The sequence below is a fragment of the Streptomyces sp. NPDC030296 genome, from assembly GCF_055572815.1.
In genome coordinates this window covers 276918-301956 of sequence record NZ_JBVICQ010000012.1, presented here as the reverse complement: position 1 = coordinate 301956, position 25039 = coordinate 276918, and the positions used below count along the sequence as shown (strand labels likewise).

The window sequence follows — 25039 nt, the reverse complement described above, 5'->3', positions numbered from 1 at the left end:
TCGATGGCGATCTGTTCGGTGACGTCGACGTGTTCGCAGCCGCCGTAGTAGCGGCGGCCGGGGTAGCCCTCGGCGTACTTGTTGGTGAGGACGGATCCCTGGGCCTCGATGACGGCGAGCGGAGCGAAGTTCTCCGACGCGATCATCTCCAGGGTGGACTGCTGGCGGTGCAGCTCGGCGTCGACCGCGGCCGCCACCTCCGGGTCCAGCTCGTGCAGGGGCGTGTTCAGAAGCGACATGGTGCTACGACCTCTCAGCCGGCGATGAAGGCGGTGTACTCGTCGGCGGAGAGCAGGTCGCCCGGCTCGTCCGTGATCCGCACCTTGAACAGCCAGCCGCCCTCGAAGGGGGCCGTGTTCACCAGCGACGGATCGTTCACCACGTCCTCGTTGACCTCGGTGACCTCACCGCTCACCGGGGAGTACAGGTCGCTGACGGACTTCGTCGACTCCAGCTCGCCGCAGGACTCGCCCGCGGTCACCGTGGAGCCCACCTCGGGGAGCTGGGTGTAGACGACATCGCCGAGCGCGTTGGCCGCGTGCTCCGTGATGCCCACCGTCGAGACGCCGTCCTCGGCGGCCGACAGCCACTCGTGCTCCTTGCTGTAGCGCAGCTGCTGGGGGTTGCTCATGGCCTGAATTCTCCTGTACGCGGGGGAGTGGTGATGAATGAGGGACTGCTGGAACCGCTGTTGAACAGGGCGGATGTGCCCTTTGTCACGCTCGGGTGCGCTGCCGTGCCGTTCCGCACGACCACGCCATGCCGCTTCTGAACGACGGTGAGCCGACTACGACGGTGTCACCTGGACCGCTTGTAGAACGGCAGCGCCACGACCTCGAACGGCTCGTGGCTGCCGCGGATGTCCACAGCGACCCCGGTGGTGCCCGGGGCGGCGTACATGGCGTCGACGTACGCCATCGCGATCGGCTTGCCCAGTGTGGGGGAGGGGGCGCCGGAGGTGACCTCGCCGATCACCTTGCCCTCGGCGACGACGGGGTACCCGGCGCGGGGGACCCGACGGCCCTCGGCGATCAGGCCGACGAGGACCTGCGGCTCGTGGTTGGCGTTCTCGGCGGCCTCGCGCAGGGCCGCGCGGCCCACGAAGTCGCCCTCCTTCTCGAACTTCACCACCCGGCCGAGCCCGGCGTCGAAGGGCGTCAGTTCGGTGGTCAGCTCGTGCCCGTACAGCGGCATGCCCGCCTCCAGGCGCAGCGTGTCCCGGCAGGACAGGCCGCACGGCACCAGGCCGACGCCCTCGCCCGCCTCGGTCAGCGCCTGCCACAGCTCCACGGCGTGCTCCGGCTTCACGAACAGCTCGAAGCCGTCCTCGCCGGTGTACCCGGTGCGCGCGATCAGCGCCGGGACGCCAGCGACCGTGCCGGGCAGGCCCGCGTAGTACTTCAGGCCGTCGAGGTCGGCGTCGGTGAGCGCCTTCACGATGCCGGGGGACTCGGGGCCCTGGACCGCGAGCAGTGCGTACGCGTCGCGGTCGTCGCGGACCTCGGCGTCGAACCCGGCCGCGCGCTCCACCAGCGCGTCCAGCACCACCTGGGCGTTGGAGGCGTTCGCGACGACCATGTACTCGGTGTCGGCCAGGCGGTAGACGATCAGGTCGTCGAGGATGCCGCCGTCCTCGCGGCAGATCATGGTGTAGCGGGCGCGGCCCGTCTTCACGCCGCCGATGTTCCCGACGAGGGCGTAGTCGAGGAGCGCGGCCGCCTGGGGGCCGGTGACGGTGATCTCGCCCATGTGGGAGAGGTCGAACAGCCCGGCCCGGGTCCGTACGGCGTTGTGCTCGTCGCGTTCGGAGCCGTAGCGCAGGGGCATGTCCCAGCCCGCGAAATCGGTCATCGTCGCGCCGAGCGAGCGATGCAGCGCATCGAGCGCGGTACGGCGCGGTCCGGCGGTGGGGCTACTGCTCATCGGTTCTGCTCCCAAGGCGATGGGGGTCCCTCACGCGCGAGCGAAGCCGAGCGTGGGGGAAGGCGAGGACGTTCCTCCCCATCTGTCATCGGAACCTGAGAGGTTCACCACGACCGTACGTCCTGATGACGCGGCGGTGGTCGCGGTTTGCACCTTGGGTGGAGCCACTGGCGCAGCGGCTCGCTTTTCAGATGTGCCTCGCCCGCGCGGTATCTGGGCCTGAGAGATTCAAGGGAGGGACTTGCTCCTTCGGCGCCCCAGCGAAGACTGCTGGGAGCTCTCCCGCGCGGATTCAAGCGGCCGGTATGCAGTTGGCGCGCACATCATTGCACGCATCGGCGCGGCACGGCAGGGGGAGGTTCCGGGGCGGGGAGGTGTCGGGCCGGGCGCCCCGGTCCCGGGCGGTGCACGAATTCGGGGGACAGACAGAGCGGTCCGTTGCACTCTTGTGGCAGTACGAGGACTGAATCAGGAGCGATCGGGCATTACCTTCTCTTTACAGTCTGTGGGGATGGGTCTCCCGACCCCTGGGGAGGACGATCACGGTGGACAGGACCACGGCGTACGCGACGACCTCGGGCCTCGCCCTGCCCGAGCAGCCCGTCGGCCCGGCCGCCGCGGCCTGCGGCCCCTTCCCGAGGGCGGTCGTCCGAGACCTCAGGGAGCGCTCCGGACGCAGCCCGCGCGTGCTGTCGTTCGCGCCGGTCGACCTCGTGGTCGTCACCGGGCTCCCCGGCAGCGGCAAGTCGACCCTGATGCGGCGCACGGTGCCGGGACCGCGGATCGACTCCCAGGACACGCGTGACCGCTTCGACGCGCGCCTGGCGCGCGTCCTGCCGTACGCCGTGTACCGGCCGTTCGTCCGCCTCGCGCACTACGCCGGGCTCCGGCGTGCGCTGCGCTCCGGTGAGGGCGTCGTCGTGCACGACTGCGGAACCCAGGCATGGGTGCGGCGCTGGCTCGCCCGCGAGGCCGTCCGCAGGGGCGGCACCCTCCATCTGCTGCTGCTCGACGTCACCCCCGGTGAGGCGCGCGACGGACAGCGGGAGCGGGGACGCGGGGTGTCCCGGTACGCCTTCGCCCGGCACCGGGGGGCGATGACCCGGCTGCTGCGGTCCGTGGAGGAGGGGCGCCTGCCGGAGGGCTGCGGATCGGCGGTGCTGATCGACCGGGCCGCGGCGGACGCGCTGAACCGGATCGGCTTCGACGGCTGAGAGCGGGCCCGCCCGCAGGGGGCGGGGCCGGGCCGTCGTCGAGGGCGGCCGCCGGGCCGTCCCCTTTGTCGGCGGGGGGCATTAAGGTGCAGGGACAACAGCATCACGGAGTAAAGCGGTAGGCGGCAGATGGACTTCCCGGCGGACTTCCCGGCACAGGCACACCCTCATGGACACGGCGGGTGGCCCGGCAATGAGCTGGAGGAGGTGCTGTCCGCCTCCCTCGGGGTGCCGGGGGCCGGCCCGCGCATCGTCGAGGTGCTGGCCCGCAGCTTCGTGTGGGTGCCGCTGCCCGAGGGCGGGGGACGGCACAGCCGCGAGCTGGATCTGCCGACGATGCAGCTGGACGGCCAGGTGTACGTGCCGGTGTTCAGCTCCGAGGAGCAGTTCCGCCAGGTCGTCGGCAGCCACATGTCGTTCACGATCGCCCCGGCCGTCGAGTTCGCCCGCGGGCTGCCCCCGCAGGTCGGCCTCGCCCTGAACCCGGACGGTGTCGTGGGCATCCCGCTGCCGCCGCCCGCCGTGGCCGAGCTGTGCCGGGCCGCCCGGACCCCGCTGGACGGGTCGGCGAGCGGCGCCCGGGTCCGCCTGTTCGAACCGGACTGGCAGGACGACCCGGTGGACTTCCTCGCCGCGGCCTCCGCCGAGTTCGCCGCGACCGGCGTCGTCCTCAGCGCCCGCCGCTGCCTCGCCGCCATCGAGACGGCCGACCCCGTCATGTTCATCGGTGTCGACCTGGTCTCCTGGGAGGCGGACCGCACCCTCCCCCTGGACGCCCTCGGCCGCGCCCTCGGCACACAACCGGTGGTCTGGCCGGTCAACATGGTCTTCCTGGACGTGGCCCAGGACCCGGTGGGCGACTGGCTCCGCGAGAAGGTCCGCCCCTTCTACCAACAGGGCTACTGACACCGGCCCCCGACAGGGCGCGGGGCGGCGGCGTCGGCGGCTGCGCCGCGGGGCGCGACCAGCCACGACGACACCGGGGCCCGCGACGCACAGCAAGCCCCGAGCCCTGACCGGCTCGACCCGCACACCACCTAAGCTGGTTTTCCACAACCAGGGTCCGACACCACCAGCTCCAAACCGAAGGGCGGCTGACGTGAGCGCGAGCGGCACGGCGACCGGGCAGGTCGAGCACATGCTGCGCCAGGTGACGCCGGGGCGTTACGACGCCTACGAGGCGTTGCTGCGTGCCCTCGCGACCCCCGCCACCGGCCAGGTCTGGATGCTCCTGTGGCACGGCCAGGCAGGCTCCCCCGACGCCCAGTACGGGAACATGGAGGTGGACGGGTTCAACTACGCGCCCTGCGTCACCTCCGCCCAGGAGCTCTCCGCCAGCGGCTGGAACCGCAGTTACGAGGTCGTCGACGGCCTCGACGTGGCCCGCACGCTCTACCCCGACCACTACGGACTCTGGCTCAACCCGCACGCCCCGGGCGGCGGCGTCGGCATTCCCTGGCTGGATCTGCGCCGGATCGCCACGGGTCTGGAGCGGCAGCCCGCGGGCCCGCTGCGGCTGTCCGAGCCAGGCATCGAGATCCCGCAGTTCTACGCCCTGCTCACGCAGAACGCCCACCGCACCCCGGCCGTGCGCTCGCTGCGCCGCGCCTGGGTGCAGCCCTCGCTCGGCGCCCCCTACCTGGCGATCGGCCTCGACGTGTACGACACCTCGCCGTCCGCCGTCGACTCGGTGCGCGCGATGATGCAGCAGTCGATCGGCGCCGTCCCGGACGGGCTGCCCGTCTCCACGGTCGCCATGTCCGACGAGTACGACCCGGTCGCGATGTGGCTGCGGGCCGCCGCCCGCCCCTTCTACGACCGTGAGGCCCACGGTGCCCCGGCCCAGGCCCCGGCCGCCGGCGGCTACGGCTACCCGGGCGGCTACTGACCCGGTACGGCGGGAGTCCCCGGCCCCGGTCCGGTTCGATGACGAACCTGCCCGGAACCGGGGGCTCCGTCATGCGTTCACCTGCCCCCGTGCCGGTGAACGCCGCTCATTTTTCCTTTTGCGTGTTTCCGTGGTGGCGCACTTTCGTTCACGGGCCCGAACGAATATGCACTCTTCCGGAAAGCCGCCGGAATTACGGCTTCGGCGTGCAGGACGCCTGCCGCGTCTGGCATTCCGCGAAGTGCAGGGAAGAAGTGATTCCCTTCAGAATGCCGACGATCTCGATACGGTCGTGCTTGCAGTTGCCGAGCTCGCGCCAGCGCTCGACCTGGAACTTCTGGTACTCGACCATCGGCTGGGTGTAGCCCCGCTTGCCCGGGTCGACCGTCATACGGTTGGTGACGGTGCGGCCCTTGGCGACGGACTTGGCCACCTCGTACTTGGTCTTCGCCTCGACCTGGGCGATGCCCCAGCCCACGCTGGCGCTGGCCTCGCCGCCCCAGGTCGTCGTACGGGTCTTGGTGGTCTTGATCGAGTAGACCAGGGTCGACTTGCTGGAGCTGCTGTTGCGCTTGCTGACCACCGGGCCGCGGGAGGCGTACCACGGCGTGCCGAGCTTGATCACCTTGGAGTAGGTGTAGCCCTCGCAGCGCATGGGGGCCTGGTCGGCGGCGCTCGCCGTGGCCGGCACGGCCGTGAACGCACCGGTGACGAGCGCGGTCGTCGCGAACGTCGCGGAAAGAGCACGCTTGTTGCGCAGATTCATTTGTATCCCCGTTTTCCCCGTCGACCCGGTCAATTCATTTCGCTGTCCGGGGGAGTGGGTCGGTCCACCCCGGCGGAGAAGAAGTTAGTGGGCTGTCGAGACGGCTCGCAATGGGCCGGGGATTCTGTTACGAAGCAACGCTCAGACGAACCTCAAATACCCGGGGAATACTTGGTCGAGCGCCTGGTGGCATGTGTTCTTCGCCCGAATTGCCACGCACCCGAAGGGGGTGATTGCGGGTGATCTGGACATGGCGAACTCGTTCTGTGACCTGGGTCACTTGTAACAGTCCGTTCGGTGCCGCTCACCCGCATGCGATGTTCGGATTCCGGAACCCTGCTGGCCACATCACGGTTACGCATACATTCGCCGTCGGGTCTGGTGCCTGATCGCGCCACCGTTGAAGACTCCCCCAGAGCGGTGGGGGGTCGGCCGAACGTGCTGTTCATACGGTGGTGTTCAGTGCCGTATGCGCCTCTCCCTCCGAACGGCACGGCGAGACAGCGACGTTGACACCGGGTCACAAGCAAGAAGTACGCGAGAGAACGACGGCAGTAGTGGCAACGGACCGCACCGCAGACCCGGGCGGCCGCCAAGCACAGTCGGCAACCACCGGCACGGGCAAGCACGAGGGACGATGACCGCACCCATTGAGACGACCGGATCGCAGGCCGAGGCACAGCCCGAGGCCGTGCTGGAAGGTGTCGAGGCCAAGAGGATCGAGGGCCGTTCGCTCGGCCAGATCGCCTGGACCCGCTTCAAGCGCGACAAGGTGGCGGTGGCCGGCGGAGTCGTGGTCGTCCTGCTGATCCTGATCGCGGCCCTCTCCCGGCCGCTGCAGTCGCTGCTCGGACTCGACCCCAACGCCTTCAACCAGGACCTGATCGACCCCAACACCTCCCTGCCGAAGGGTGACTTCGGCGGGATGAGCTGGGACCACCCGCTCGGTGTCGAGCCGAAGTTCGGCCGCGACATCCTCGCCCGCATCCTGGAGGGCTCCTGGGTCTCCCTGGTCGTCGCCTTCGGCGCGACTGTCCTGTCCAACGCCATCGGCACCGTGCTCGGCCTCCTCGCCGGCTACTACGGCGGCCGGGTCGACTCGATCATCAGCCGGCTGATGGACACCTTCCTGGCGTTCCCGCTGCTGCTGTTCGCCATCGCCATCTCCGCCACGCTGCAGGGCGGCGCCTTCGGCCTCGAAGGACTTCCCCTGCACATCTCGGTGCTCATCTTCGTCATCGGCTTCTTCAACTGGCCGTACATGGGGCGCATCGTGCGCGCCCAGACCATGGCGCTGAGGGAACGGGAGTTCATCGACGCCTCCCGCGGGATGGGGGCCGCCGGGCCGTACATCCTCTTCAGGGAACTGCTGCCGAACCTCGTCGCGCCGATCATCGTCTACTCGACGCTGCTGATCCCGACCAACATCATCTTCGAGGCCTCCCTGAGCTTCCTCGGTGTCGGTATCCGCCCGCCGCAGGCCTCCTGGGGCGGAATGCTCAACGACGCGGTCGACTTCTTCCAGGTCGACCCGCAGTACATGATCGTTCCCGGCCTCGCGATCTTCATCACGGTGCTGGCCTTCAACCTCCTCGGTGACGGCCTCAGGGACGCCCTCGACCCCCGCAGCCGCTGACGTCCGCGGTCGCGGGCACCCGTCGCGTCCTGCTCAACTGTCCAACTACGAAGGGGAAACAGACCATCATGCGAAGGTCAGCAATGGCCGCGATCGCGGCCGTCAGCAGTGCCGGCTTGCTCCTGTCGGCCTGCAGCAAGGCCGACGACAGCCCGGACGACCCCGCCAAGGGCGCGGGCGCCAACGCCGCGACCAAGGAGGTCGTGAACGCGTCCACCAAGAAGGGCGGCACGGTCACCTACGCGAGCTCCGACGCTCCCGAGTCCCTCGACCCGGGCAACATGTACTACGCGTACGGGTTCAACTTCAGCCGTCTCTACGCGCGTCCGCTGATGACCTTCAAGCCCGGCCCCGGCGAGAAGGGCAACGAGCTCGTCCCGGACCTCGCCGAGGCCGCGGGCGTGCCCAGCGACGGCGGCAAGACCTGGACGTACAAGATCCGCCAAGGCGTGAAGTTCGAGGACGGCACGGTCGTCACCTCGAAGGACGTCAAGTACGCGGTCGAGCGCTCCAACTTCGCGCGTGACGTGCTCTCCTCCGGCCCCAACTACTTCCAGCAGCTGCTGGACGGCGGGGACAAGTACAAAGGCCCGTACAAGGACAAGAGCGAGAAGGGCATAGCGTCCATCGAGACGCCGGACGACAACACCATCGTCTTCAAGCTCAACAAGCCCTTCGCCGACTTCGACTTCCTGGCGAGCCAGCCCCAGACCGCCCCGGTGCCCCGCGCCAAGGACACCGGCGTCGACTACACCAAGAAGGTCGTGTCGACCGGCTCGTACAAGTTCGAGAAGTACGACGAGGGCAAGCAGATCGTCCTGACCCGCAACCCCGAGTGGGACGCGAAGACGGACCCGCTGCGCAAGCAGTACCCGGACAAGATCGTCGTGAACCTGAAGGTCAACAAGGCCACCATCGACAAGGATGTGATGGCCGGCGACACGATGATCGACATCCAGGGCACGGGTGTCGACACCCAGACCCAGGCGCAGCTCGTCAACGACAAGGACAAGCTCGCCAACACGGACAACGCGCTCGGTGGCCGCCTCATCTACACGGCGATCAACACGCAGCAGAAGCCGTTCGACAACGTCGAGTGCCGCAAGGCCGTGCAGTACGCGATCAACAAGGTCGCCGTGCAGACCGCCATGGGCGGCCCGATCCGCGGTGACATCGCCTCCACGGTCCTGCCGACCGACATCCCGGGCTACGAGAAGTACGACCTCTACGCCACCAAGGGCAACAAGGGCGACGAGGCCAAGGCCAAGGAGCACCTGAAGGCCTGCGGGCAGGAGAAGGGCTTCAAGACCGCCATCTCCGCCCGTACCGACCGCCAGGGTGAGGTCGACGCCGCCACCGCGATCGTCGGCGCGCTGAAGAAGGTCGGCATCGACGCCGAGATCAAGCAGTTCCCGTCGGGCAAGTACTTCTCCGACTACGCGGGCGTGCCGAAGTTCAACAAGAAGCAGAACATCGGCCTGATCATGATGCAGTGGGGCTCCGACTGGCCGACCGGTTACGGCTTCCTGCAGCAGATCGTCCACGGCAAGGCCATCGGCCAGTCCGGCAACACCAACCTGTCGGAGCTGAACGACCCGGAGATCAACAAGCTGCTCGACGACGCGATCGGCAACACCGACGAGGCCGCCCGCACCGCCGCGTACACCCAGGTCGACAAGAAGGTCATGGAGCAGGCCGCCATCGTGCCGCTGACCTACTTCAAGGTCCTGCTGTACCGCTCGCCGTACGCCACCAACGTGGTGTCGTCGTCCGCCTTCAGCGGTCAGTACGACTACCTCAACATCGGTACCACCAAGCAGTAGCCCCGGAAGGCAGGTGAAGGCATTGGCGCCCGCGGGTTCGTCACCCGCGGGCGCCGGCGCCGGTCCTCGTGATCTCGTACATCATCCGCCGGACGATCGCAGCGGTGATCCTGCTGCTGGTCGTCACCGCGGTCACCTTCGGCATCTTCTTCATCCTGCCGAAGCTCGCAGGGCAGACCGCCGACCAGCTGGCGCAGCAGTACATCGGCAAGAACCCCACGCCCGCGGACATCGCCGCCGTCAAGGCGAACCTCGGCCTGGACGAGCCGGTGTACGTCCAGTACTGGGAGTTCATCAAGGGGATCGTCTCCGGCGCCACCTATGACCTCGGTCCCACCACGGTCCAGTGCAACGCCCCCTGCTTCGGCTACTCCTTCAAGGACCACCTGGAGGTCTGGCCGCAGCTGACCGAGCGGCTTCCGGTCACCCTGTCGCTGGCCGTCGGCGCCGCCGTGCTGTGGCTGGTGGGCGGTATCGCCGCCGGTGTGGTCTCCGCGCTCAAACCGGGCTCGTTCTTCGACCGCTCCGCCATGGGCGTGGCGCTCGCGGGCGTGTCCCTGCCCATGTTCTTCACCGGTCAGCTGGCGCTGCTGCTGTTCAGCTACAAGCTGGAGATCTTCGGCAGGACGTACGTCCCCTTCACGGAGAACCCCTCGCAGTGGGCCAACACCCTGTTCCTCCCCTGGTGTTCGCTGGCCCTCCTCTACTCCGCCATCTACGCCCGGCTCACCCGCTCGGGCATGCTGGAGACGATGAACGAGGACTTCATCCGTACCGCGCGGGCCAAGGGCCTGCGGGAGCGCAAGGTGGTCGTCCGGCACGGTCTGCGGGCCGCGCTGACCCCGCTGGTGACGGTCTTCGGCATGGACATCGGCCTGCTGCTCGGCGGTGCCGTCATCACCGAGACCGTGTTCTCCCTGCACGGCATCGGCGAGTACGCGGTCCAGTCGATCACCGCCAACGACCTGCCCCCGATCCTCGGGGTGACCCTGCTCGCGGCGTTCTTCGTCGTCTTCATGAACCTTGTGGTGGACCTGCTGTACGCCACGATCGACCCGCGGGTGAGGCTCTCGTGACCGAACTGTCCAAGACCGGGGCCGCCGTCGGCGAGCCCGTACGCAGCGGGGACGCCCCCGACGCCTTCCTCGAGGTGCGCGACCTCAAGGTGCACTTCCCGACCGACGACGGCCTGGTCAAGTCCGTCGACGGCCTCTCCTTCCAACTGGAGAAGGGCAAGACCCTCGGCATCGTGGGCGAGTCCGGCTCCGGCAAGTCGGTGACCTCGCTGGCCATCATGGGTCTGCACCGGCTCGGCGCGCGCGGCAAGAACGTGCGGATGTCCGGCGAGATCTGGCTCGACGGCAAGGAACTGGTCTCCGCCTCGCCCGACGAGGTCCGCCGGCTGCGTGGCCGCGAGATGGCGATGATCTTCCAGGACCCGCTGTCCGCGATGCACCCGTACTACACGGTCGGCAACCAGATCGTGGAGGCGTACCGCGTCCACCACGACGTCGACAAGAAGACCGCCCGCAGGCGCGCCGTCGAACTCCTCGACCGCGTCGGCATCCCGGAGCCGAACAAGCGGGTCAACAACTACCCGCACGAGTTCTCCGGCGGTATGCGCCAGCGCGCCATGATCGCCATGGCCCTGGTCAACAACCCCGAACTGCTGATCGCCGACGAGCCCACCACCGCCCTGGACGTGACCGTCCAGGCGCAGATCCTGGACCTCATCCGCGACCTGCAGAAGGAGTTCGGCTCCGCGGTCATCATCATCACGCACGACCTCGGCGTGGTCGCCGAGATCGCCGACGACATCCTCGTGATGTACGGCGGCCGCTGCGTGGAGCGCGGACCGGTCGACGACATCTTCTACCAGCCGCAGCACCCCTACACCTGGGGCCTGCTCGGCTCGATGCCGCGCATCGACCGCGAGCAGACCGACCGGCTCATCCCGGTCAAGGGCCAGCCGCCCAGCCTCATCAATGTCCCCTCGGGCTGCGCCTTCAACCCGCGCTGCCCCTACGCGGACGTCCCCAAGGACAACGTCACCCGCACCGAGCGCCCCGAACTGCGTGAGGTCGGCGGCAGGCACTTCACCGCCTGCCACCTGTCGCAGGAGGACCGCACGCGGATCTGGAACGAAGAGATTGCGCCGAAGCTGTGAGCGAGACTGAGACCCGGGCCGCCGTGCCGGCCCCGCGCGCCGAAGAGAAGCCGCTGCTCAAGGTCGAGGGCCTGGTCAAGCACTTCCCCCTGAAGAAGGGCCTGCTCCAGCGGCAGGTCGGGGCGGTCAAGGCCGTCGACGGCATCGACTTCGAGGTGCGCCGGGGCGAGACCCTCGGTGTCGTCGGCGAGTCCGGCTGCGGCAAGTCGACCATGGGCCGGCTCATCACCCGGCTCCTGGAGCCCTCCGGCGGGCGCATCGAGTTCGACGGCCAGGACATCACGCACCTCAACACGTCGGGCATGCGCCCGCTGCGCCGCGACGTGCAGATGATCTTCCAGGACCCGTACGGCTCGCTGAACCCCCGGCACACCATCGGCACGATCGTCTCGGCGCCGTTCAAGCTCCAGGGCGTCGAGCCCGAGGGCGGTGTGAAGAAGGAGGTCCAGCGCCTCCTGGAGCTGGTGGGCCTCAGCCCCGAGCACTACAACCGCTACCCGCACGAGTTCTCCGGCGGTCAGCGCCAGCGCATCGGCATCGCCCGCGCCCTCGCCCTCAAGCCCCGTATGGTCGTGGCCGACGAGCCGGTCTCCGCGCTCGACGTGTCCATCCAGGCGCAGGTCGTCAACCTCATGGACGACCTCCAGGACGAGCTGGGCCTCACGTACGTGATCATCGCGCACGACCTCTCCGTCGTCCGCCATGTCTCGGACCGCATCGCGGTGATGTACCTCGGCAAGATCGTCGAGCTCGCCGACCGGGACGCGCTGTACCAGTCGCCGATGCACCCCTACACCAAGGCCCTGCTGTCGGCGGTGCCGATCCCGGACCCCAGGCGGCGTGGCGCCAAGAGCGAGCGCATCCTGCTCAAGGGCGATGTGCCCTCGCCGATCTCGCCGCCGAGCGGCTGCCGCTTCCACACCCGGTGCTGGAAGGCCACGGAGGTCTGCCGGACCACCGAGCCGCCGCTCGCCGAGCTGAAGCCGGGCCAGCGGGTCGCCTGCCACCACCCGGAGAACTTCGACGACCAGCAGCCCCAGGACGTCGTCCTGCTGGCCGCCGCCAAGGAGGCGGGCGAGCTGGTGCCCGACGAGGTACTGGCCCAGTCGGCGGAGACGTCCGCGGCGGTCGCGGCGGAGGTGGAGGCCGCGGCCGGCGTGGAGACCGCGGCTGACACGGATGCCGCCGAGGCCACGGAGAAGGTCGAGGCTCCGGCTGAGGGGCCCGCCCAGACCGAGGTCGCCAAGGAGACCGGCGACAAGTAACAAGTAAGACCAGATCGAGCCCCTGCCTTGCAATATAAGGCGGGGGCTCGTTGTTGCGTCACAATGTGTGGGTGCTCCAGCAACTGTTCACCCCGTCCGTCCAGCACGCGCTCGATCTGATCGGCATCTTCGTCTTCGCGATCTCCGGCGCGCTGCTGGCCGTGCGCAAGAACTTCGACGTCTTCGGCATCGCCGTCCTCGCCGAGGTCACCGCGCTCGGCGGTGGTCTCTTCCGGGACCTGGTCATCGGAGCCGTGCCGCCGGCCGCCTTCACCGACCTCGGCTACTTCATCACCCCGCTGTTCGCCGCCCTGCTGGTGTTCTTCCTCCATCCGGAGGTCGAGCGCATCCAGAACGGCGTGAACGTCTTCGACGCGGCCGGTCTCGGCCTGTTCTGTGTCACCGGCACGACGAAGGCGTACGAGTACGGGCTGGGCCTCACCGCCTCGGCGGCCCTCGGTCTCGCCACGGCGGTCGGCGGCGGTGTGCTGCGGGACGTGCTCGCCAACGAGGTGCCCTCGCTGCTGCGCTGGGACCGCGATCTGTACGCGGTGCCCGCGATGGTCGGCGCCTGCCTGGTCGTCCTCTGCATCCGCTACGACGCGCTCAACCCCTTCACCTCGGCCTTCGCGGCGGCCGCCGCCTTCGCGCTCAGGCTGCTGGCGATGCGGTACCACTGGCGGGCGCCGCGCGCGTGGAACCGGCGCTCGGCGGCGGTCGAGGAAGGGTGAGTGGAAACGTCGCCGCAACAAGAAAAGCTACCGCTTAGTAATGAGCTGTTGTACGGTTCACCCATGCCCGAAGCAGCTTCCGTACAGGCCACCGTCGGCGACAGCGAGTTCGACCGCGACACCGCGGTCCGCCGACGGGAACCCGGCGTCTACGACGCGGACCTCTCCGCCGGCTGGACGATCATCAGCGCCGTCAACGGCGGCTACCTGCTCGCGATGCTGGGCCGCGCCCTCGCGGACACGCTCCCGCACGCCGACCCGTTCACGGTCTCCGCGCACTACCTGACCGCCTCCCAGCCCGGCCCCGCCGTCATCCGCACGGACGTCGTCCGCACCGGCCGGACCCTGTCGACCGGCCAGGCGTCCCTCCTCCAGTACGACGACGAGGGCCGCGAGATCGAGCGGATCCGCGTCCTCGCCTCCTACGGCGACCTCGGCTCCCTCCCGGACGACGTCCGTACGACGGCGAAGCCGCCCGCGATCCCGCCGATCGAGCAGTGCTTCGGCCCGGACGACGCGCCCGCCCCGGTCCCCGGCAGCTCCGCCATCACCGACCGGCTGTTCCTCAAGCTGGACCCGTCGACCCTCGGCTGGGCCCTCGGCGCGCCGTCGGGGAACGGCGAGATGCGCGCCTGGTTCGGACTCGCCGACGGCCGTGACCCGGACCCCCTGTCGCTGCTCCTCGCGGTGGACGCGCTGCCGCCGACCGCCTTCGAGCTGGGCATCTCCGGCTGGGTCCCGACGGTCGAACTGACCGTGCATGTGCGGTGCCGTCCGGCGCCCGGACCGCTGCGGGTCTCCATCACCACCCGCAACCTCGCCGGCGGCTTCCTGGAGGAGGACGCCGAGGTCTGGGACAGCGCCGACCGCCTGGTCGCGCAGTCCCGGCAACTGGCCCGCGCGCGGCTCACGGGCTGAGCGCGGCTCACGGGCTGAGCGCGCGGCCGGTCGGGGGGCCGGCCGCGCGCGAAGGGCCGGAGCCCCGTCGGGAGCCCCCTCCGGCGCACCCAAGGGCGCGCCCGGCGGCTGTGGCGGGCCTGGCGGCTGTGGCGGACCCCCGGCGGCGCCTCGTCCGCTCCTCAGTCGAGCCAGTGGCGGCAGCCGATGGTGATCAGCCGCATCCGGCGGCCCGCGAGGCGGGTCACGCGTGCGCGTTCCGCCTCGGGGTCGTCGTGGGCCTCCAGGAACAGGGAGGCCGTCGCCAGCATCTGATCGACGTACAGACCGGCGAGCATCAACCGGTCGTCGTCGCTCCAGCCTGCGGTCTCGGGCCGCTTGGCCAGGTCGTCGCACACCTCCGCGGCGAACCGGGTCAGTTGGTCCTGGATCGCCTCCCGCACCGGCTGGACACCTCCGTGCCGCTCGCGCGCGATAAAGCGGACGTGAGCGGGGTACGCGTCCACATGACGGGCGATCAGCTCGACGGCGCGCTGGATCAGTTCGTCACTGTCGCCGACCGCTGCCATCAGATCCCCGAGGACGAGGTGCAGGCTCCCCAGTGCCTCCTCGACCAGCGCGACACCGAGGTCCGCGGTCGAACGGAAGTGCCGGTAGAACGCGGTCGGCGCCACTCCCACGGCCCGGGTGACCTCGCGAAGGCCCAGGCTGCTGAGGCTCTGCTCCTCCAGCAGGGCGAGCGCGGCGTCCATGAGCGCCTGCCGGGTCCGCTGCTTCTGCGCCTGCCGGACGCCGAAAGTGTGACTCATGCCATGCAGTTAACAACTGTTCTCTGTGATTGCAAAGCCGGGCACCGCGTTAGACTTGGAGTCAGTGAACAATTGTAACCACAACCGTTCACCGAAATGTCACGTCGAACCGCCCCCCACGAAACGAGAGGCACTCAAGCCATGTTGTTCCTCGTCGCCGCACTTCTGCTGCTGGGGATCGTCCTGGGCACCGTGGCCCACGTTCCGCTCTCCGTCTCCCTGGTCGCCGCGGCCGTCATCGGCGCCTGGCTGGCGGTCTTCGCCTACCGCGAGCGCCACGCCCGCCGTGGCCGGACCACCGACTGACCTTCTGCGGACTTCCGTTGGAGCCCGTCCACCCCTAGGGAGTTGACCGCACCATGCAACTGACCGCCGCACCTCACACCCGCCCCGCCGCCCGCCGCCGGGGCCGCGACGCCGACGGCATGGCCGTCGCCTCCTTCGTCCTCGGCCTTCTCGGCCTCCTCGTGCTCAACCTCTTCCTCGGCCCCATCGCCATCGTCCTCGCCGCCCTCGCCCTGAAGCGCGGCACCACGAGGCGGGGCCGGGCGTTCCTCGGTCTCGGCCTGGGCGTCGCCGACCTGGTGATCCTGGTTGTTCTGACCCAGACGACGAACACGGTGTCCTGGAGCTTCTGAGCCGTACAGGACCGCCCGGACCGGGAGGGGCACCCCACACCCCGACCGCCGCGGCACCGTCGCCGCGGACGCCGTCATGGCCGGGGGGCGACCCCACCGACGTAGCGGCCGAGGCCGGCGCGCGGCGCCCCCGTAGAATCGGGCACACCATGGCTTACCTCGACCACGCGGCGACGACCCCGATGCTCCCGGAGGCGGCGGAGGCGCTGACCGCCCAGCTGAGCGTCACCGGCAACGCCTCCTCGCTGCACGCATCCGGCCGCAGAGCCCGTCGCACCGTCGAGGAGGCCCGCGAGACCCTCGCGGAGGCCCTCGGAGCCCGCCCCAGCGAGGTCGTCTTCACCTCCGGCGGCACCGAGGCCGACAACCTCGCCGTGAAGGGGCTGTACTGGTCCCGCCGCGCCGCCGACCCGGCCCGCACCCGGGTCCTGGCGAGCCCCGTCGAGCACCACGCCGTCCTCGACGCCGTCCACTGGCTCGGCGAACACGAGGGCGCCACCGTCGAGTACCTCCCCGTCGACACCTACGGCCGCGTCCACCCCGACGCCCTGCGCGAGGCCATCGCCCGCGACCCCGACGACGTGGCGCTCGCCACCGTGATGTGGGCCAACAACGAGATCGGCACCCTCATGCCGGTGCGTGAACTCGCCGACGTCGCCGCGGAGTTCGGCGTCCCGCTGCACGCCGACGCCGTCCAGGCCTTCGGCCAGGTCCCCGTCGGCTTCGGGGACTCCGGCCTCGCCGCGATGACCGTCTCCGGCCACAAGATCGGCGGCCCGTACGGCATCGGCGCGCTCCTCCTCGGCCGCGAGTACAGCCCCGTACCGGTGCTGCACGGCGGCGGCCAGGAACGCCATGTCCGCTCCGGCACCCTCGACGTCCCGGCCGTCGCCTCCTTCGCCGTCGCCGGCCGGCTCGCCGCCGAACAACAGCAGTGGTTCGCCCGGGAGATCGGCTCCCTGCGAGACTCCCTGGTCGACGCGATCCGTGAGGCCGTACCGGACGCCCTCCTCGGCGGTGACCCGGTGGACCGGCTGCCCGCCAACGCGCACTTCACCTTCCCCGGCTGCGAGGGCGACTCCCTGCTGCTGCTCCTCGACGCCCAGGGCATCGAGTGCTCCACCGGCTCGGCCTGCACCGCCGGTATCGCCCAGCCCAGCCATGTCCTCCTCGCCACCGGCGCCGACCCCGACCTCGCCCGCGGCACCCTCCGCTTCTCCCTCGGCCACACCTCCACGGAGGCCGACGTGGAGGCGGTCGCCAAGGCGATCGGCCCCGCGGTGGAACGCGCCCGCAACGCGGGCCTGACCTGAGGCCCGATGCCCGAACGGCTCAGGCCGACGCCGCGCCCGACCCCTTCGCCGCCGCGGCGCGCACCAGCTTCATGTAGCGGTCCCAGTCCCAGTGCTCGCCGGGGTCGGTGTGGTCGGTGCCCGGCACCTCGACATGGCCGATGATGTGCTCGCGGTCGAGCGGGATGTCGTAGCGCGCGCAGATCCGGGCCGTGAGACGGGCGGACGCCTCGTACATCTCGTCCGTGAAGTCCTGCGGACGGTCGACGAAGCCCTCGTGCTCGATGCCGACGCTCCGCTCGTTGTAGTCGCGGTTGCCCGCGTGGTACGCCACGTCCAGCTCGCGGATCATCTGGGTGACATGGCCGTCCTTGCGGACGATGTAGTGCGACGCCGCCCCGTGCTTCGGATCCTGGAAGACCTTCACGGCACTGGCGAAGCTCCCCTGGGTGACATGGATGACCACCATGTCTATGCCGAAGTCGTCCGGCCGGTCCGCCAGCCGCCAGTTCGCGTCCGAGGCCGCCACCCATCGCGCGCCCGCGTAGTCGACCTCGCCCTCCTTGCGCGGCTTCGAGACGCCCGGCACCCGCCACCACGCGCGCGTCAGCTCGTCACGTGCCACGACGGCCGTACCCACGGCGGCCACGGCCGTGCCGATCAGCAGGGCCCGGCGGCCCACGCGCCGGTCCCCGTCCTTGCTCCTGCTCCGGGAAGCACCGTCCCCGGACGCCGTTCTGGTGCCCACGAGCCGTCCAACGGATACTCGCGGGCTCCGGTTCCCGGCGCCCCGTACCCTGGATGCGTTATGACTGACACCTCGCAGCGCCCCCGCCCCCTCCGTGTCCTCGCCGCCATGTCCGGCGGGGTCGACTCCGCCGTGGCCGCCGCCCGCGCCGCGGAAGCCGGGCACGACGTGACGGGCGTCCACCTGGCGCTCTCCGCGAACCCGCAGTCGTTCCGCACGGGCGCCCGGGGCTGCTGCACCATCGAGGACTCCCGCGACGCCCGCCGCGCCGCCGACGTCATCGGGATCCCGTTCTACGTGTGGGACCTCGCCGACCGCTTCCGCGAGGACGTGGTCGAGGACTTCATCGCCGAGTACGAGGCCGGGCGCACCCCCAATCCCTGCCTGCGCTGCAACGAGAAGATCAAGTTCGCGGCCCTGCTGGACAAGGCGCTCGCCCTCGGCTTCGACGCCGTCTGCACGGGCCACTACGCCAAGGTGATCGTCAACGACGACGGCACGCGTGAGCTGCACCGCGCCTCCGACATGGCCAAGGACCAGTCGTACGTCCTCGGCGTGCTAGACGAGAAGCAGCTCGCCCACGCCCTGTTCCCGCTGGGCGACACGGTCACGACCAAGGACGAGATCCGCGCGGAGGCCGAGCGCCGGGGCCTGTCGGTCGCCAGGAAGCCCGACTCGCACGACATCTGCTTCATCGCCGACGGCGACACCCAGGGTTTCCTCGCGAGCCGCCTCGGCAAGGCGGAGGGCGACATCGTCGACGAGTCCGGCACCGTCCTCGGCACCCACGAGGGCGCCTACGGCTACACCATCGGCCAGCGCAAGGGGCTCCGCATCGGCACCCCGGCGCCCGACGGCAAGCCGCGCTACGTCCTCGACATCTCCCCGGTGAACAACACCGTCACCGTCGGCCCCGCGGCCGCCCTCGACGTCGACGGCCTCACCGCGATCAAGCCCCGCTGGTGCGGCGCCGCGCCCACCGGCCCCGGCACCTACACCGCCCAGCTGCGCGCCCACGGCGGCGAGACCGAGGTGACCGCCGAGCTGGTCGACGGCGAGCTTCGGGTCCTGTTCGGGGAGCCTGTACGCGGCGTGGCCCCCGGCCAGGCGATCGTCCTGTACGACGGCACGCGTGTGGTGGGCTCGGCGACGATCGCGTCGACCACGCGCGCGAAGGCGGGCGCAGTCTGAGGGACGCCGGGCCCCGGTCCGGGTGCCCGTCCGTCACGAACGCCTCCTCCGGGTAGCCATCCGTCCGCGGACGGCGCAGGCTGCTGGTGAGTGCTCCCCTCAGACACGGCCCAGGGGCCGCAGGAGGCCCAGGAGGTCGCCGTGACAGCCACAGACCCGGCCGGAAGGCCGTCCGGGAAGCCGACGGCGGATCCGTCGAGGAACCGCCGCAGCCTCACCCACCGGGTCCGCTACGCCCTGCGCCACCCCAAGCGCGTGCCGGCGCACGCCCGCCGGGTGGCGCGCGACACCTGGCTGCGGCTGAAGCACCGTGACCACATCGCCTACTACCGGGCCGTGATGGCCGCCGACACAGCCCGCAGCCCCGAGGCCGCCGTCGGGCACAACCCCTCGGTCGAGAAGTGGGAACGCGTCGGCCGCATGCAGTTCGACTACCTCCTGCGGCACGGTCTGGAGCCCCGGCACCGGATGCTGGAGATCGGCTGCGGGAACCTGCGGGCCGGGCGGCTGTTCATCGACCACCTGGACGCCGGGAACTACTACGGGATCGACATCTCACCGGCCATCCTCCTGGAGGCCCAACGCACCCTCGTCCGGCAGGGCCTCCAGGCGAAACTGCCCCATCTGACGCTCGTCGCCGACCTGACCTTCGAATTCCTGCCCGACGCCCACTTCGACGTCGTCCACGCGCACAGCGTGTTCTCGCACTCGCCGGCGCACGTCATAGAGCAGTGCTTCGCCCACGTCGGCCGCGTCCTCGCCCCCGGTGGCTTCTTCGACTTCACCTACGGCCGCACCGAGGGCAAGGAGCACCAGGTGCTTCACGAGGACTTCTACTACCGCACCGACACCCTGGTGGAACTCGCCGCGCAGTACGGCCTGACCGCCCGCTTCATGGACGACTGGGAGGAACTCCCGCACCGGCAGTCCAAGATCCGCCTGACCCGCCCCTCGGAGACCGGTGACCGGCCGGGCCCCGATGTCGGTGGCACGCCCTAACGTGGATCCATGAACATCTGCGTCTTCCTCTCCGCCGCCGACCTCGACGACCGCTACACCCGCCCGGCGCGGGAGTTCGCGAAGCTCATCGGCAAGGGCGGCCACACCCTCGTGTGGGGCGGCTCGGACGTCGGGCTGATGAAGGTGGTCGCCGACGGTGTGCAGGAGGCGGGCGGCAGACTCCTCGGCGTCTCCGTGGAGTTCCTGGCGGCCAAGGCGCGGCCCGGCACCGACGAGATGGTCATCGCCCACGACCTCGCCGAGCGTAAGCGGCTCCTGCTGGAGAAGGCCGACGCGGTCGTGATCATGGTCGGCGGCACCGGCACGCTCGACGAGGCCACCGAGATCCTGGAACTGAAGAAGCACGGTCACACCGACAAGCCCGTGGTGCTCCTCAACACGGCGGGCTTCTACGACGGCCTGAAGGAGCAGTTCCGCCGTATGGAGGACGAGGGCTTCCTGCCCCGCCCCCTCACCGACCTGGTGTTCTTCGCGGAGGAGCCTGTGGGGGCGATGGCGTACCTGGAGGAGAGTCAGGGAGTGGAGTGAGCGGGGCACGGGCACCGGCCGCCCCGGGGTGATGCGAGCATGACCGTATGGCTACTCATGTGATCACCGGAGCGGGTTCCGGCATCGGCGAGGCCGTGGCCCGCCGTCTGCACGAGCGCGGCGACGACCTCGTGCTGCACGCGCGCGACGCGGGCCGTGCGAAGGAACTGGCGGCGCGGTTCCCGGGGGCGAAGACCCTGGTCGGCGACCTCGCGGACCCGGACAAGCTCTCATGGGCGTTCTCCCACCAGCCCCTGCCCGACCGGGTGGACTCCCTGCTGCACATCGCCGGGGTGATCGACCTCGGCCGGGTCGGGGACCTCACCCCCAAGTCCTGGCGCCACCAGCTCAACGTCAATCTCATCGCCCCGGCCGAGCTGACCCGCCACTTCCTGCCCCAGCTGCGCGCCGCCCGGGGCCAGGTGGTGTTCGTCAACTCCGGCTCGGGCCTGCACGCCTACGCCGACTGGGCCGCCTATGCCGCCTCCAAGCACGGCCTGAAGGCCCTCGCCGACTCCCTGCGCCACGAGGAGCACGGCAACGGGGTCCGGGTCACCACGGTCTACCCCGGCCGCACGGCCAGCCCCATGCAGGCGAAGGTCCACCAGCAGGAGGGCAAGGAGTACGACCCGTCCCAGTGGATCGCGCCGGAGTCCGTCGCGACGACGATCCTCATGGCGCTGGACCTCCCACGCGACGCCGAGGTCAACGACCTGACGGTCCGCCCCGGCCGCTGAGGTGTTGCCGCCGGGCGCCCAGTAGCTCGGGGGCGCTGTCTGTTCGGCGGGTGCGGGCGCGTCGTGGTTTCTCGCGCAGTTCCCCGCGCCCCTGAAAAGCGCCCGGGGCTGCGCCCCGTGCTTTTCGACGGCGCCACCCGATGAAGGGCGGGCCGCAGGCCCAACCCTTCCGGGGGAGGGCGGGCCGCAGGCCAGTCCCTCCAGGGGCGCGGGGAACCGCGCGACCAGCCCCCACCCACCCGCACGTCACAACCCTCGGCCCAAGAACACCTACGCTTCGACGTGTGAACGAACACTTCGACTTCGGCCCCGCCACCGGCATCGGCTCCATGCCCGGCGGCGACGCCAGAGAGGCCGCCAAGACCGTCACCGGCACTTTCGAGTGGCCGGACACGGGCATGCCGTATCTGCCCGAACTCCCCGCCCGCGGCCCCGGCGCCGACATGATCGGCCGCACCGCCGGTCTGCTCGTCGAGCTGTACGCGCGCGTGGAGCCCAGCGGCTGGCGGCTCGGCGACCGGCCCGGACGGGACACCAGGCGGGCGGTCTCCTGGCTCGGTGAGGACCTGGACGCGCTGGAGGAGTTCACGCAGGGCTACGAAGGTCCGCTGAAGGTGCAGGCCGTCGGCCCGTGGACCCTCGCCGCCGCGCTGGAGCTGAAGAACGGCGAGGCGGCCCTCTCCGACCCCGGCGCCTGCCGGGACCTCGCCGGCTCGCTCGCCGAGGGCCTGCGTCTGCACCTCGCGGAGATACGGCGCCGCGTACCCGGCGCCCGCGTCGTCCTCCAGCTCGACGAACCCTCCCTGATCTCCGTCCTGCGCGGCCAGGTGAGGACCGCCAGCGGCTACCGCACCCACCGCGCCGTCGACCGTCAGCTCGTCGAGGCCACCCTCCGTGACGTCATCGGCGTCCACACCGAACCGGGGGCGGTCGTCGTGCACTCCTGCGCCCCCGACGTACCGTTCGCGCTCCTCCGCAGGGCCGGCGCCGACGCGGTCTCCTTCGACTTCTCACTGCTCACCGAGCGTGACGATGACGCGATCGGGGAAGCCGTGGAGGGCGGCACCAAGCTGCTGGCCGGTGTCGTGCCGACCACGGAGGGCCCATTGTCAGACCCTGCCGGTAGCGTCATGGGTGTCAGGACGTTGTGGCGCAGGCTGGGACTGCATCCGGGGCTTCTCGCGGACGCCGTCACGGTCACTCCGTCGTGCGGCCTCGCCGGGGTCTCCCCGGCGTACGCGCGCCGGGCGCTCGCCCACTGCGCCCAGGCGGCGAGATCCCTCGCGGACAACCCAGAGTAACGGGAGGACAACACGGTGGCCGGCGACAAGGACGCTCAGACTGCCCCGACCGCAGCATCCGTACCCAGCGAGGCACCGGTGCCGGCCGAGGCACGGGAGAAGCACGCGCGCCTCGCCGAAGAGATCGAGGAGCACCGCTTCCGGTACTACGTGAAGGACGCCCCCGTCGTCAGCGACGCGGAGTTCGACCGGCTGCTGCGCTCCCTGGAGGCACTGGAGGAGGAGCACCCCGAGTTGCGCACCCCCGACTCGCCGACCCAGAAGGTCGCGGGCGCGTACGCCACGGAGTTCACCGCCGTCCAGCACCGCGAGCGCATGCTCTCCCTGGACAACGCCTTCACCGACGAGGAGTTGGCGGCCTGGGCCGAGCGCGTCGCCAAGGACGTCGGCACCACCGACTACCACCTGCTGTGCGAGCTCAAGGTGGACGGCCTCGCCGTCAACCTCACCTATGAGCACGGCCGTCTCACCCGTGCCGCCACCCGCGGTGACGGCCGTACCGGCGAGGACATCACACCGAACGTCCGCACGATCGCCGAGATCCCGGACCGGCTGAAGGGCGACCGGGTCCCCGACCTCGTGGAGATCCGGGGCGAGGTCTACTTCCCGATGGACAAGTTCGCCGAGCTCAACGAGCGGCTGCTGGCGGCCGGTGACAAGCCCTTCGCCAACCCGCGCAACGCGGCCGCCGGTTCGCTGCGCCAGAAGGACCCGCGTGTCACCGCCACCCGCCCCCTGCACATGGTGGTGCACGGCATCGGCGCACTGGAGGGCTTCGAGGGCGGCCTCAGCCGCCTCTCCCAGGCCTACGACCTGCTGAAGTCCTGGGGCCTGCCCACCGCCCGCCACAACCGCGTGGTCGACGACCTCGACGGCGTACGGGAGTTCATCGCCCACTTCGGCGAGAACCGCCACTCCGTGGAGCACGAGATCGACGGGGCGGTCGTCAAGCTCGACGAGATCCCCCTCCAGGGCCGCCTCGGCTCCACCTCCCGCGCCCCCCGCTGGGCCATCGCGTACAAGTACGCGCCGGAGGAGGTCAACACCAAGCTCGTCAACATCCGTGTGGGTGTGGGTCGGACGGGCCGGGTGACGCCGTACGCGCAGGTCGAGCCAGTGACGGTCGCGGGCTCCGAGGTCGAGTTCGCCACCCTCCACAACCAGGACGTCGTCAAGGCCAAGGGCGTCCTCATCGGCGACACGGTGGTGCTGCGCAAGGCCGGTGACGTCATCCCCGAGATCCTCGGCCCGGTCGTCGACCTGCGCGACGGCAGCGAGCGCGCGTTCGTGATGCCCGCCGAGTGCCCCGAGTGCGGTACGCCGCTGGCGCCCGCCAAGGAGGGCGACGTCGACCTGCGCTGCCCCAACTCCCGCTCCTGCCCGGCCCAGTTGCGTGAGCGGCTGTTCTATCTCGCCGGACGCAAGTGCCTGGACATCGAGCACTTCGGCTATGTCGCCGCCGCCGCGCTCACCAAGCCGCTGGAGCCGTCCGACCCGCCGCTGATCGACGAGGGCGACCTGTTCGACCTCACCGTCGAGCAGCTGCTGCCCATCAAGGCGTACGTCCTCGACCAGGACAGCGGTCTGCCCAAACGCGACCCGAAGACCGGCGAGGAGAAGGTCGCCACGGTCTTCGCCAACCAGGAGGGCGCGCCCCGGAAGAACGCGGTCGCGATGCTGGAGAACATCCAGGCGGCCAAGGAGCGCCCGCTCGCGAGAATCCTGACCGGGCTGTCCATCCGGCACGTCGGACCGGTGGCCGCCGAGGCGCTCGCCCGCGCGTTCCGTTCGATCGACCGCATCGAGCAGGCCACCGAGGAGGAACTGAAGAACACCGACGGCGTGGGCCCGATCGTCGCCGCCGCGGTCAAGCAGTGGTTCGCCGAGGACTGGCACCGCGAGATCATTCGCAAATGGAAGGCCGCCGGCGTCCGGATGGAGGACGAGGGCGCCGGCGAGGACCAAGGGCCCCGCCCCCTCGAAGGGCTCACCGTCGTCGTGACCGGCACGCTCGAACACCACACGCGGGACGGCGCGAAGGAGGCCCTGCAGAGCCGGGGAGCGAAAGTGACCGGCTCGGTCTCGAAGAAGACCTCGTTCGTCGTGGTCGGTGACAACCCGGGGTCCAAGTACGACAAGGCGATGCAGCTCAAGGTTCCGGTCCTGAACGAGGACGGTTTCGCGGTTCTGCTCGAACAGGGACCGGAAGCGGCGTCGGAAGTGGCGCTTCCGACCGAGGAGTAGGGGTTGAAGGCCACCCGTTCGGCGCATACCAGATGCATATGGGTGGCCGGTCGCATTCGGGCAACCGTCGTCGACCGCTGCCCGTGAAAGCCTTGTGCGGCCTACTGTTGAGGTGTGCGCCTGCCGTGCCCGGACGCGTGGCGGGTTCTCGGACGCGGTGCCGCCCCAGGGTTGTCGGGAGCAACGGGCCGCGTGGCGTGGGCACCGCCGGCTGTGAGAGG

24 protein-coding genes, 1 pseudogene and 2 riboswitches are annotated in these 25039 nt (G+C 70.2%); of the genes and pseudogenes, 19 read left to right on the top strand and 6 right to left on the bottom strand.

From position 1 onward, the window contains the following. The 3 genes and pseudogenes from ACZ4Z3_RS31750 to gcvT all read right to left on the bottom strand — a co-directional run. Positions 1-239, bottom strand: a pseudogene (locus ACZ4Z3_RS31750) (serine hydroxymethyltransferase); the annotation flags it as partial. A 14-nt stretch (positions 240-253) separates the two neighbouring features. Beyond that, positions 254-631, bottom strand: coding sequence for a glycine cleavage system protein GcvH (gene gcvH, locus ACZ4Z3_RS31745; RefSeq protein WP_468504239.1), 378 nt, complete (start codon positions 629-631; stop codon positions 254-256). Between the two features lie 167 nt (positions 632-798). After that, positions 799-1923 (bottom strand): glycine cleavage system aminomethyltransferase GcvT, encoded by a 1125-nt coding sequence (gene gcvT / locus ACZ4Z3_RS31740; protein WP_468504238.1) that lies wholly within the window; start codon positions 1921-1923, stop codon positions 799-801. Positions 1924-1995: 72 nt separating this feature from the next. Then, a riboswitch (glycine riboswitch) is annotated at positions 1996-2120 on the bottom strand. Beyond that, positions 2121-2218: riboswitch (glycine riboswitch) on the bottom strand. A gap of 244 nt (positions 2219-2462) precedes the next feature. Between gcvT and ACZ4Z3_RS31735 the strand changes: the two genes are divergently transcribed. The 3 genes from ACZ4Z3_RS31735 (at position 2463) to ACZ4Z3_RS31725 (ending at position 5025) form a co-directional block, all read left to right on the top strand. Then, complete coding sequence (locus ACZ4Z3_RS31735; protein WP_468504252.1) at positions 2463-3137, top strand: AAA family ATPase; 675 nt, start codon at positions 2463-2465, stop codon at positions 3135-3137. Positions 3138-3266: 129 nt separating this feature from the next. After that, on the top strand, positions 3267-4043 hold the full coding sequence (locus tag ACZ4Z3_RS31730; RefSeq protein ID WP_468504237.1) for an enhanced serine sensitivity protein SseB: 777 nt from the start codon (positions 3267-3269) through the stop codon (positions 4041-4043). 193 nt (positions 4044-4236) lie between these two features. Next, positions 4237-5025, top strand: coding sequence for an enhanced serine sensitivity protein SseB C-terminal domain-containing protein (locus ACZ4Z3_RS31725; protein WP_468504236.1), 789 nt, complete (start codon positions 4237-4239; stop codon positions 5023-5025). A gap of 193 nt (positions 5026-5218) precedes the next feature. Here ACZ4Z3_RS31725 and ACZ4Z3_RS31720 read toward each other — a convergent pair whose 3' ends face one another. After that, positions 5219-5791, bottom strand: coding sequence for a hypothetical protein (locus ACZ4Z3_RS31720; RefSeq protein WP_468504235.1), 573 nt, complete (start codon positions 5789-5791; stop codon positions 5219-5221). Positions 5792-6428: 637 nt separating this feature from the next. Here ACZ4Z3_RS31720 and ACZ4Z3_RS31715 point away from each other — a divergent pair. The 7 genes from ACZ4Z3_RS31715 to ACZ4Z3_RS31685 all read left to right on the top strand — a co-directional run bounded on the left by ACZ4Z3_RS31715 (position 6429) and on the right by ACZ4Z3_RS31685 (position 14331). Beyond that, on the top strand, positions 6429-7427 hold the full coding sequence (locus ACZ4Z3_RS31715; RefSeq protein ID WP_055715099.1) for an ABC transporter permease: 999 nt from the start codon (positions 6429-6431) through the stop codon (positions 7425-7427). 68 nt (positions 7428-7495) lie between these two features. Next, positions 7496-9250, top strand: coding sequence for an ABC transporter substrate-binding protein (locus ACZ4Z3_RS31710; protein ID WP_468504234.1), 1755 nt, complete (start codon positions 7496-7498; stop codon positions 9248-9250). A gap of 68 nt (positions 9251-9318) precedes the next feature. Next, on the top strand, positions 9319-10326 hold the full coding sequence (locus ACZ4Z3_RS31705; protein ID WP_468504233.1) for an ABC transporter permease: 1008 nt from the start codon (positions 9319-9321) through the stop codon (positions 10324-10326). Further along, positions 10323-11417 (top strand): ABC transporter ATP-binding protein, encoded by a 1095-nt coding sequence (locus tag ACZ4Z3_RS31700; protein WP_468504232.1) that lies wholly within the window; start codon positions 10323-10325, stop codon positions 11415-11417. The genes ACZ4Z3_RS31705 and ACZ4Z3_RS31700 overlap by 4 nt, the downstream gene beginning before the upstream one ends. Then, positions 11414-12682, top strand: coding sequence for an ABC transporter ATP-binding protein (locus tag ACZ4Z3_RS31695; RefSeq protein ID WP_468504231.1), 1269 nt, complete (start codon positions 11414-11416; stop codon positions 12680-12682). Before ACZ4Z3_RS31700 ends, ACZ4Z3_RS31695 begins: the two co-directional genes overlap by 4 nt. 71 nt (positions 12683-12753) lie before the next feature. Next, on the top strand, positions 12754-13413 hold the full coding sequence (locus ACZ4Z3_RS31690; RefSeq protein WP_468504230.1) for a trimeric intracellular cation channel family protein: 660 nt from the start codon (positions 12754-12756) through the stop codon (positions 13411-13413). Positions 13414-13476: 63 nt separating this feature from the next. Next, positions 13477-14331 (top strand): thioesterase family protein, encoded by an 855-nt coding sequence (locus tag ACZ4Z3_RS31685; RefSeq protein WP_055538496.1) that lies wholly within the window; start codon positions 13477-13479, stop codon positions 14329-14331. A gap of 161 nt (positions 14332-14492) precedes the next feature. On the opposite strand, the gene ACZ4Z3_RS31680 is transcribed toward ACZ4Z3_RS31685, so the two are convergent. Then, positions 14493-15119, bottom strand: a complete 627-nt coding sequence (locus tag ACZ4Z3_RS31680) for a TetR family transcriptional regulator (protein ID WP_468504229.1) — start codon at positions 15117-15119, stop codon at positions 14493-14495. A 141-nt stretch (positions 15120-15260) separates the two neighbouring features. Here ACZ4Z3_RS31680 and ACZ4Z3_RS31675 point away from each other — a divergent pair, with 141 nt between their 5' ends. From ACZ4Z3_RS31675 to ACZ4Z3_RS31665, 3 genes are all read left to right on the top strand, one after another. Next, the gene (locus ACZ4Z3_RS31675; protein ID WP_468504228.1) at positions 15261-15425 is read left to right on the top strand and encodes a hypothetical protein; all 165 of its coding nucleotides are present in this window, start codon (positions 15261-15263) and stop codon (positions 15423-15425) included. A gap of 53 nt (positions 15426-15478) precedes the next feature. Beyond that, positions 15479-15757, top strand: a complete 279-nt coding sequence (locus tag ACZ4Z3_RS31670; RefSeq protein WP_468504227.1) for a DUF4190 domain-containing protein — start codon at positions 15479-15481, stop codon at positions 15755-15757. Between the two features lie 149 nt (positions 15758-15906). Further along, complete coding sequence (locus tag ACZ4Z3_RS31665; RefSeq protein WP_468504226.1) at positions 15907-17070, top strand: cysteine desulfurase family protein; 1164 nt, start codon at positions 15907-15909, stop codon at positions 17068-17070. 19 nt (positions 17071-17089) lie between these two features. Here the strand turns inward: ACZ4Z3_RS31665 and ACZ4Z3_RS31660 are convergent, their stop codons facing one another. Further along, complete coding sequence (locus ACZ4Z3_RS31660; protein WP_468504225.1) at positions 17090-17797, bottom strand: N-acetylmuramoyl-L-alanine amidase; 708 nt, start codon at positions 17795-17797, stop codon at positions 17090-17092. Positions 17798-17857: 60 nt separating this feature from the next. Between ACZ4Z3_RS31660 and mnmA the strand changes: the two genes are divergently transcribed. The 6 genes from mnmA (at position 17858) to ligA (ending at position 24818) form a co-directional block, all read left to right on the top strand. Next, entirely contained in the window at positions 17858-18988 is a 1131-nt protein-coding gene (gene mnmA, locus ACZ4Z3_RS31655; RefSeq protein WP_468504224.1) for a tRNA 2-thiouridine(34) synthase MnmA, read from the top strand. 141 nt (positions 18989-19129) lie between these two features. Continuing rightward, positions 19130-19987, top strand: a complete 858-nt coding sequence (locus ACZ4Z3_RS31650) for a class I SAM-dependent methyltransferase (protein ID WP_468504223.1) — start codon at positions 19130-19132, stop codon at positions 19985-19987. Positions 19988-19996: 9 nt separating this feature from the next. Then, on the top strand, positions 19997-20536 hold the full coding sequence (locus ACZ4Z3_RS31645; protein WP_468504222.1) for an LOG family protein: 540 nt from the start codon (positions 19997-19999) through the stop codon (positions 20534-20536). 47 nt (positions 20537-20583) lie between these two features. Beyond that, positions 20584-21273 carry an SDR family oxidoreductase gene (locus ACZ4Z3_RS31640; RefSeq protein ID WP_468504221.1) on the top strand — a complete coding sequence of 230 codons (690 nt, stop codon included), beginning with the start codon at positions 20584-20586 and terminating at the stop codon, positions 21271-21273. Between the two features lie 284 nt (positions 21274-21557). Continuing rightward, on the top strand, positions 21558-22574 hold the full coding sequence (locus ACZ4Z3_RS31635; RefSeq protein ID WP_468504220.1) for a methionine synthase: 1017 nt from the start codon (positions 21558-21560) through the stop codon (positions 22572-22574). Between the two features lie 15 nt (positions 22575-22589). Next, positions 22590-24818: an NAD-dependent DNA ligase LigA gene (gene ligA / locus ACZ4Z3_RS31630; RefSeq protein ID WP_468504219.1), complete on the top strand. Its 2229-nt coding sequence runs from the start codon at positions 22590-22592 to the stop codon at positions 24816-24818. Positions 24819-25039: the final 221 nt, after the last annotated feature.

Coding starts and splice junctions, on each gene's coding strand:
- gcvH (WP_468504239.1), bottom strand. CDS start 631: ATGAGCAACCCCCAGCAGCTGCGCTACAGCAAGGAGCACGAGTGGCTG.
- gcvT (WP_468504238.1), bottom strand. CDS start 1,923: ATGAGCAGTAGCCCCACCGCCGGACCGCGCCGTACCGCGCTCGATGCG.
- ACZ4Z3_RS31730 (WP_468504237.1), top strand. CDS start 3,267: ATGGACTTCCCGGCGGACTTCCCGGCACAGGCACACCCTCATGGACAC.
- ACZ4Z3_RS31720 (WP_468504235.1), bottom strand. CDS start 5,791: ATGAATCTGCGCAACAAGCGTGCTCTTTCCGCGACGTTCGCGACGACC.
- ACZ4Z3_RS31715 (WP_055715099.1), top strand. CDS start 6,429: ATGACCGCACCCATTGAGACGACCGGATCGCAGGCCGAGGCACAGCCC.
- ACZ4Z3_RS31710 (WP_468504234.1), top strand. CDS start 7,496: ATGCGAAGGTCAGCAATGGCCGCGATCGCGGCCGTCAGCAGTGCCGGC.
- ACZ4Z3_RS31685 (WP_055538496.1), top strand. CDS start 13,477: ATGCCCGAAGCAGCTTCCGTACAGGCCACCGTCGGCGACAGCGAGTTC.
- ACZ4Z3_RS31680 (WP_468504229.1), bottom strand. CDS start 15,119: ATGAGTCACACTTTCGGCGTCCGGCAGGCGCAGAAGCAGCGGACCCGG.
- ACZ4Z3_RS31675 (WP_468504228.1), top strand. CDS start 15,261: ATGTTGTTCCTCGTCGCCGCACTTCTGCTGCTGGGGATCGTCCTGGGC.
- ACZ4Z3_RS31670 (WP_468504227.1), top strand. CDS start 15,479: ATGCAACTGACCGCCGCACCTCACACCCGCCCCGCCGCCCGCCGCCGG.
- ACZ4Z3_RS31665 (WP_468504226.1), top strand. CDS start 15,907: ATGGCTTACCTCGACCACGCGGCGACGACCCCGATGCTCCCGGAGGCG.
- mnmA (WP_468504224.1), top strand. CDS start 17,858: ATGACTGACACCTCGCAGCGCCCCCGCCCCCTCCGTGTCCTCGCCGCC.
- ACZ4Z3_RS31645 (WP_468504222.1), top strand. CDS start 19,997: ATGAACATCTGCGTCTTCCTCTCCGCCGCCGACCTCGACGACCGCTAC.
- ACZ4Z3_RS31640 (WP_468504221.1), top strand. CDS start 20,584: ATGGCTACTCATGTGATCACCGGAGCGGGTTCCGGCATCGGCGAGGCC.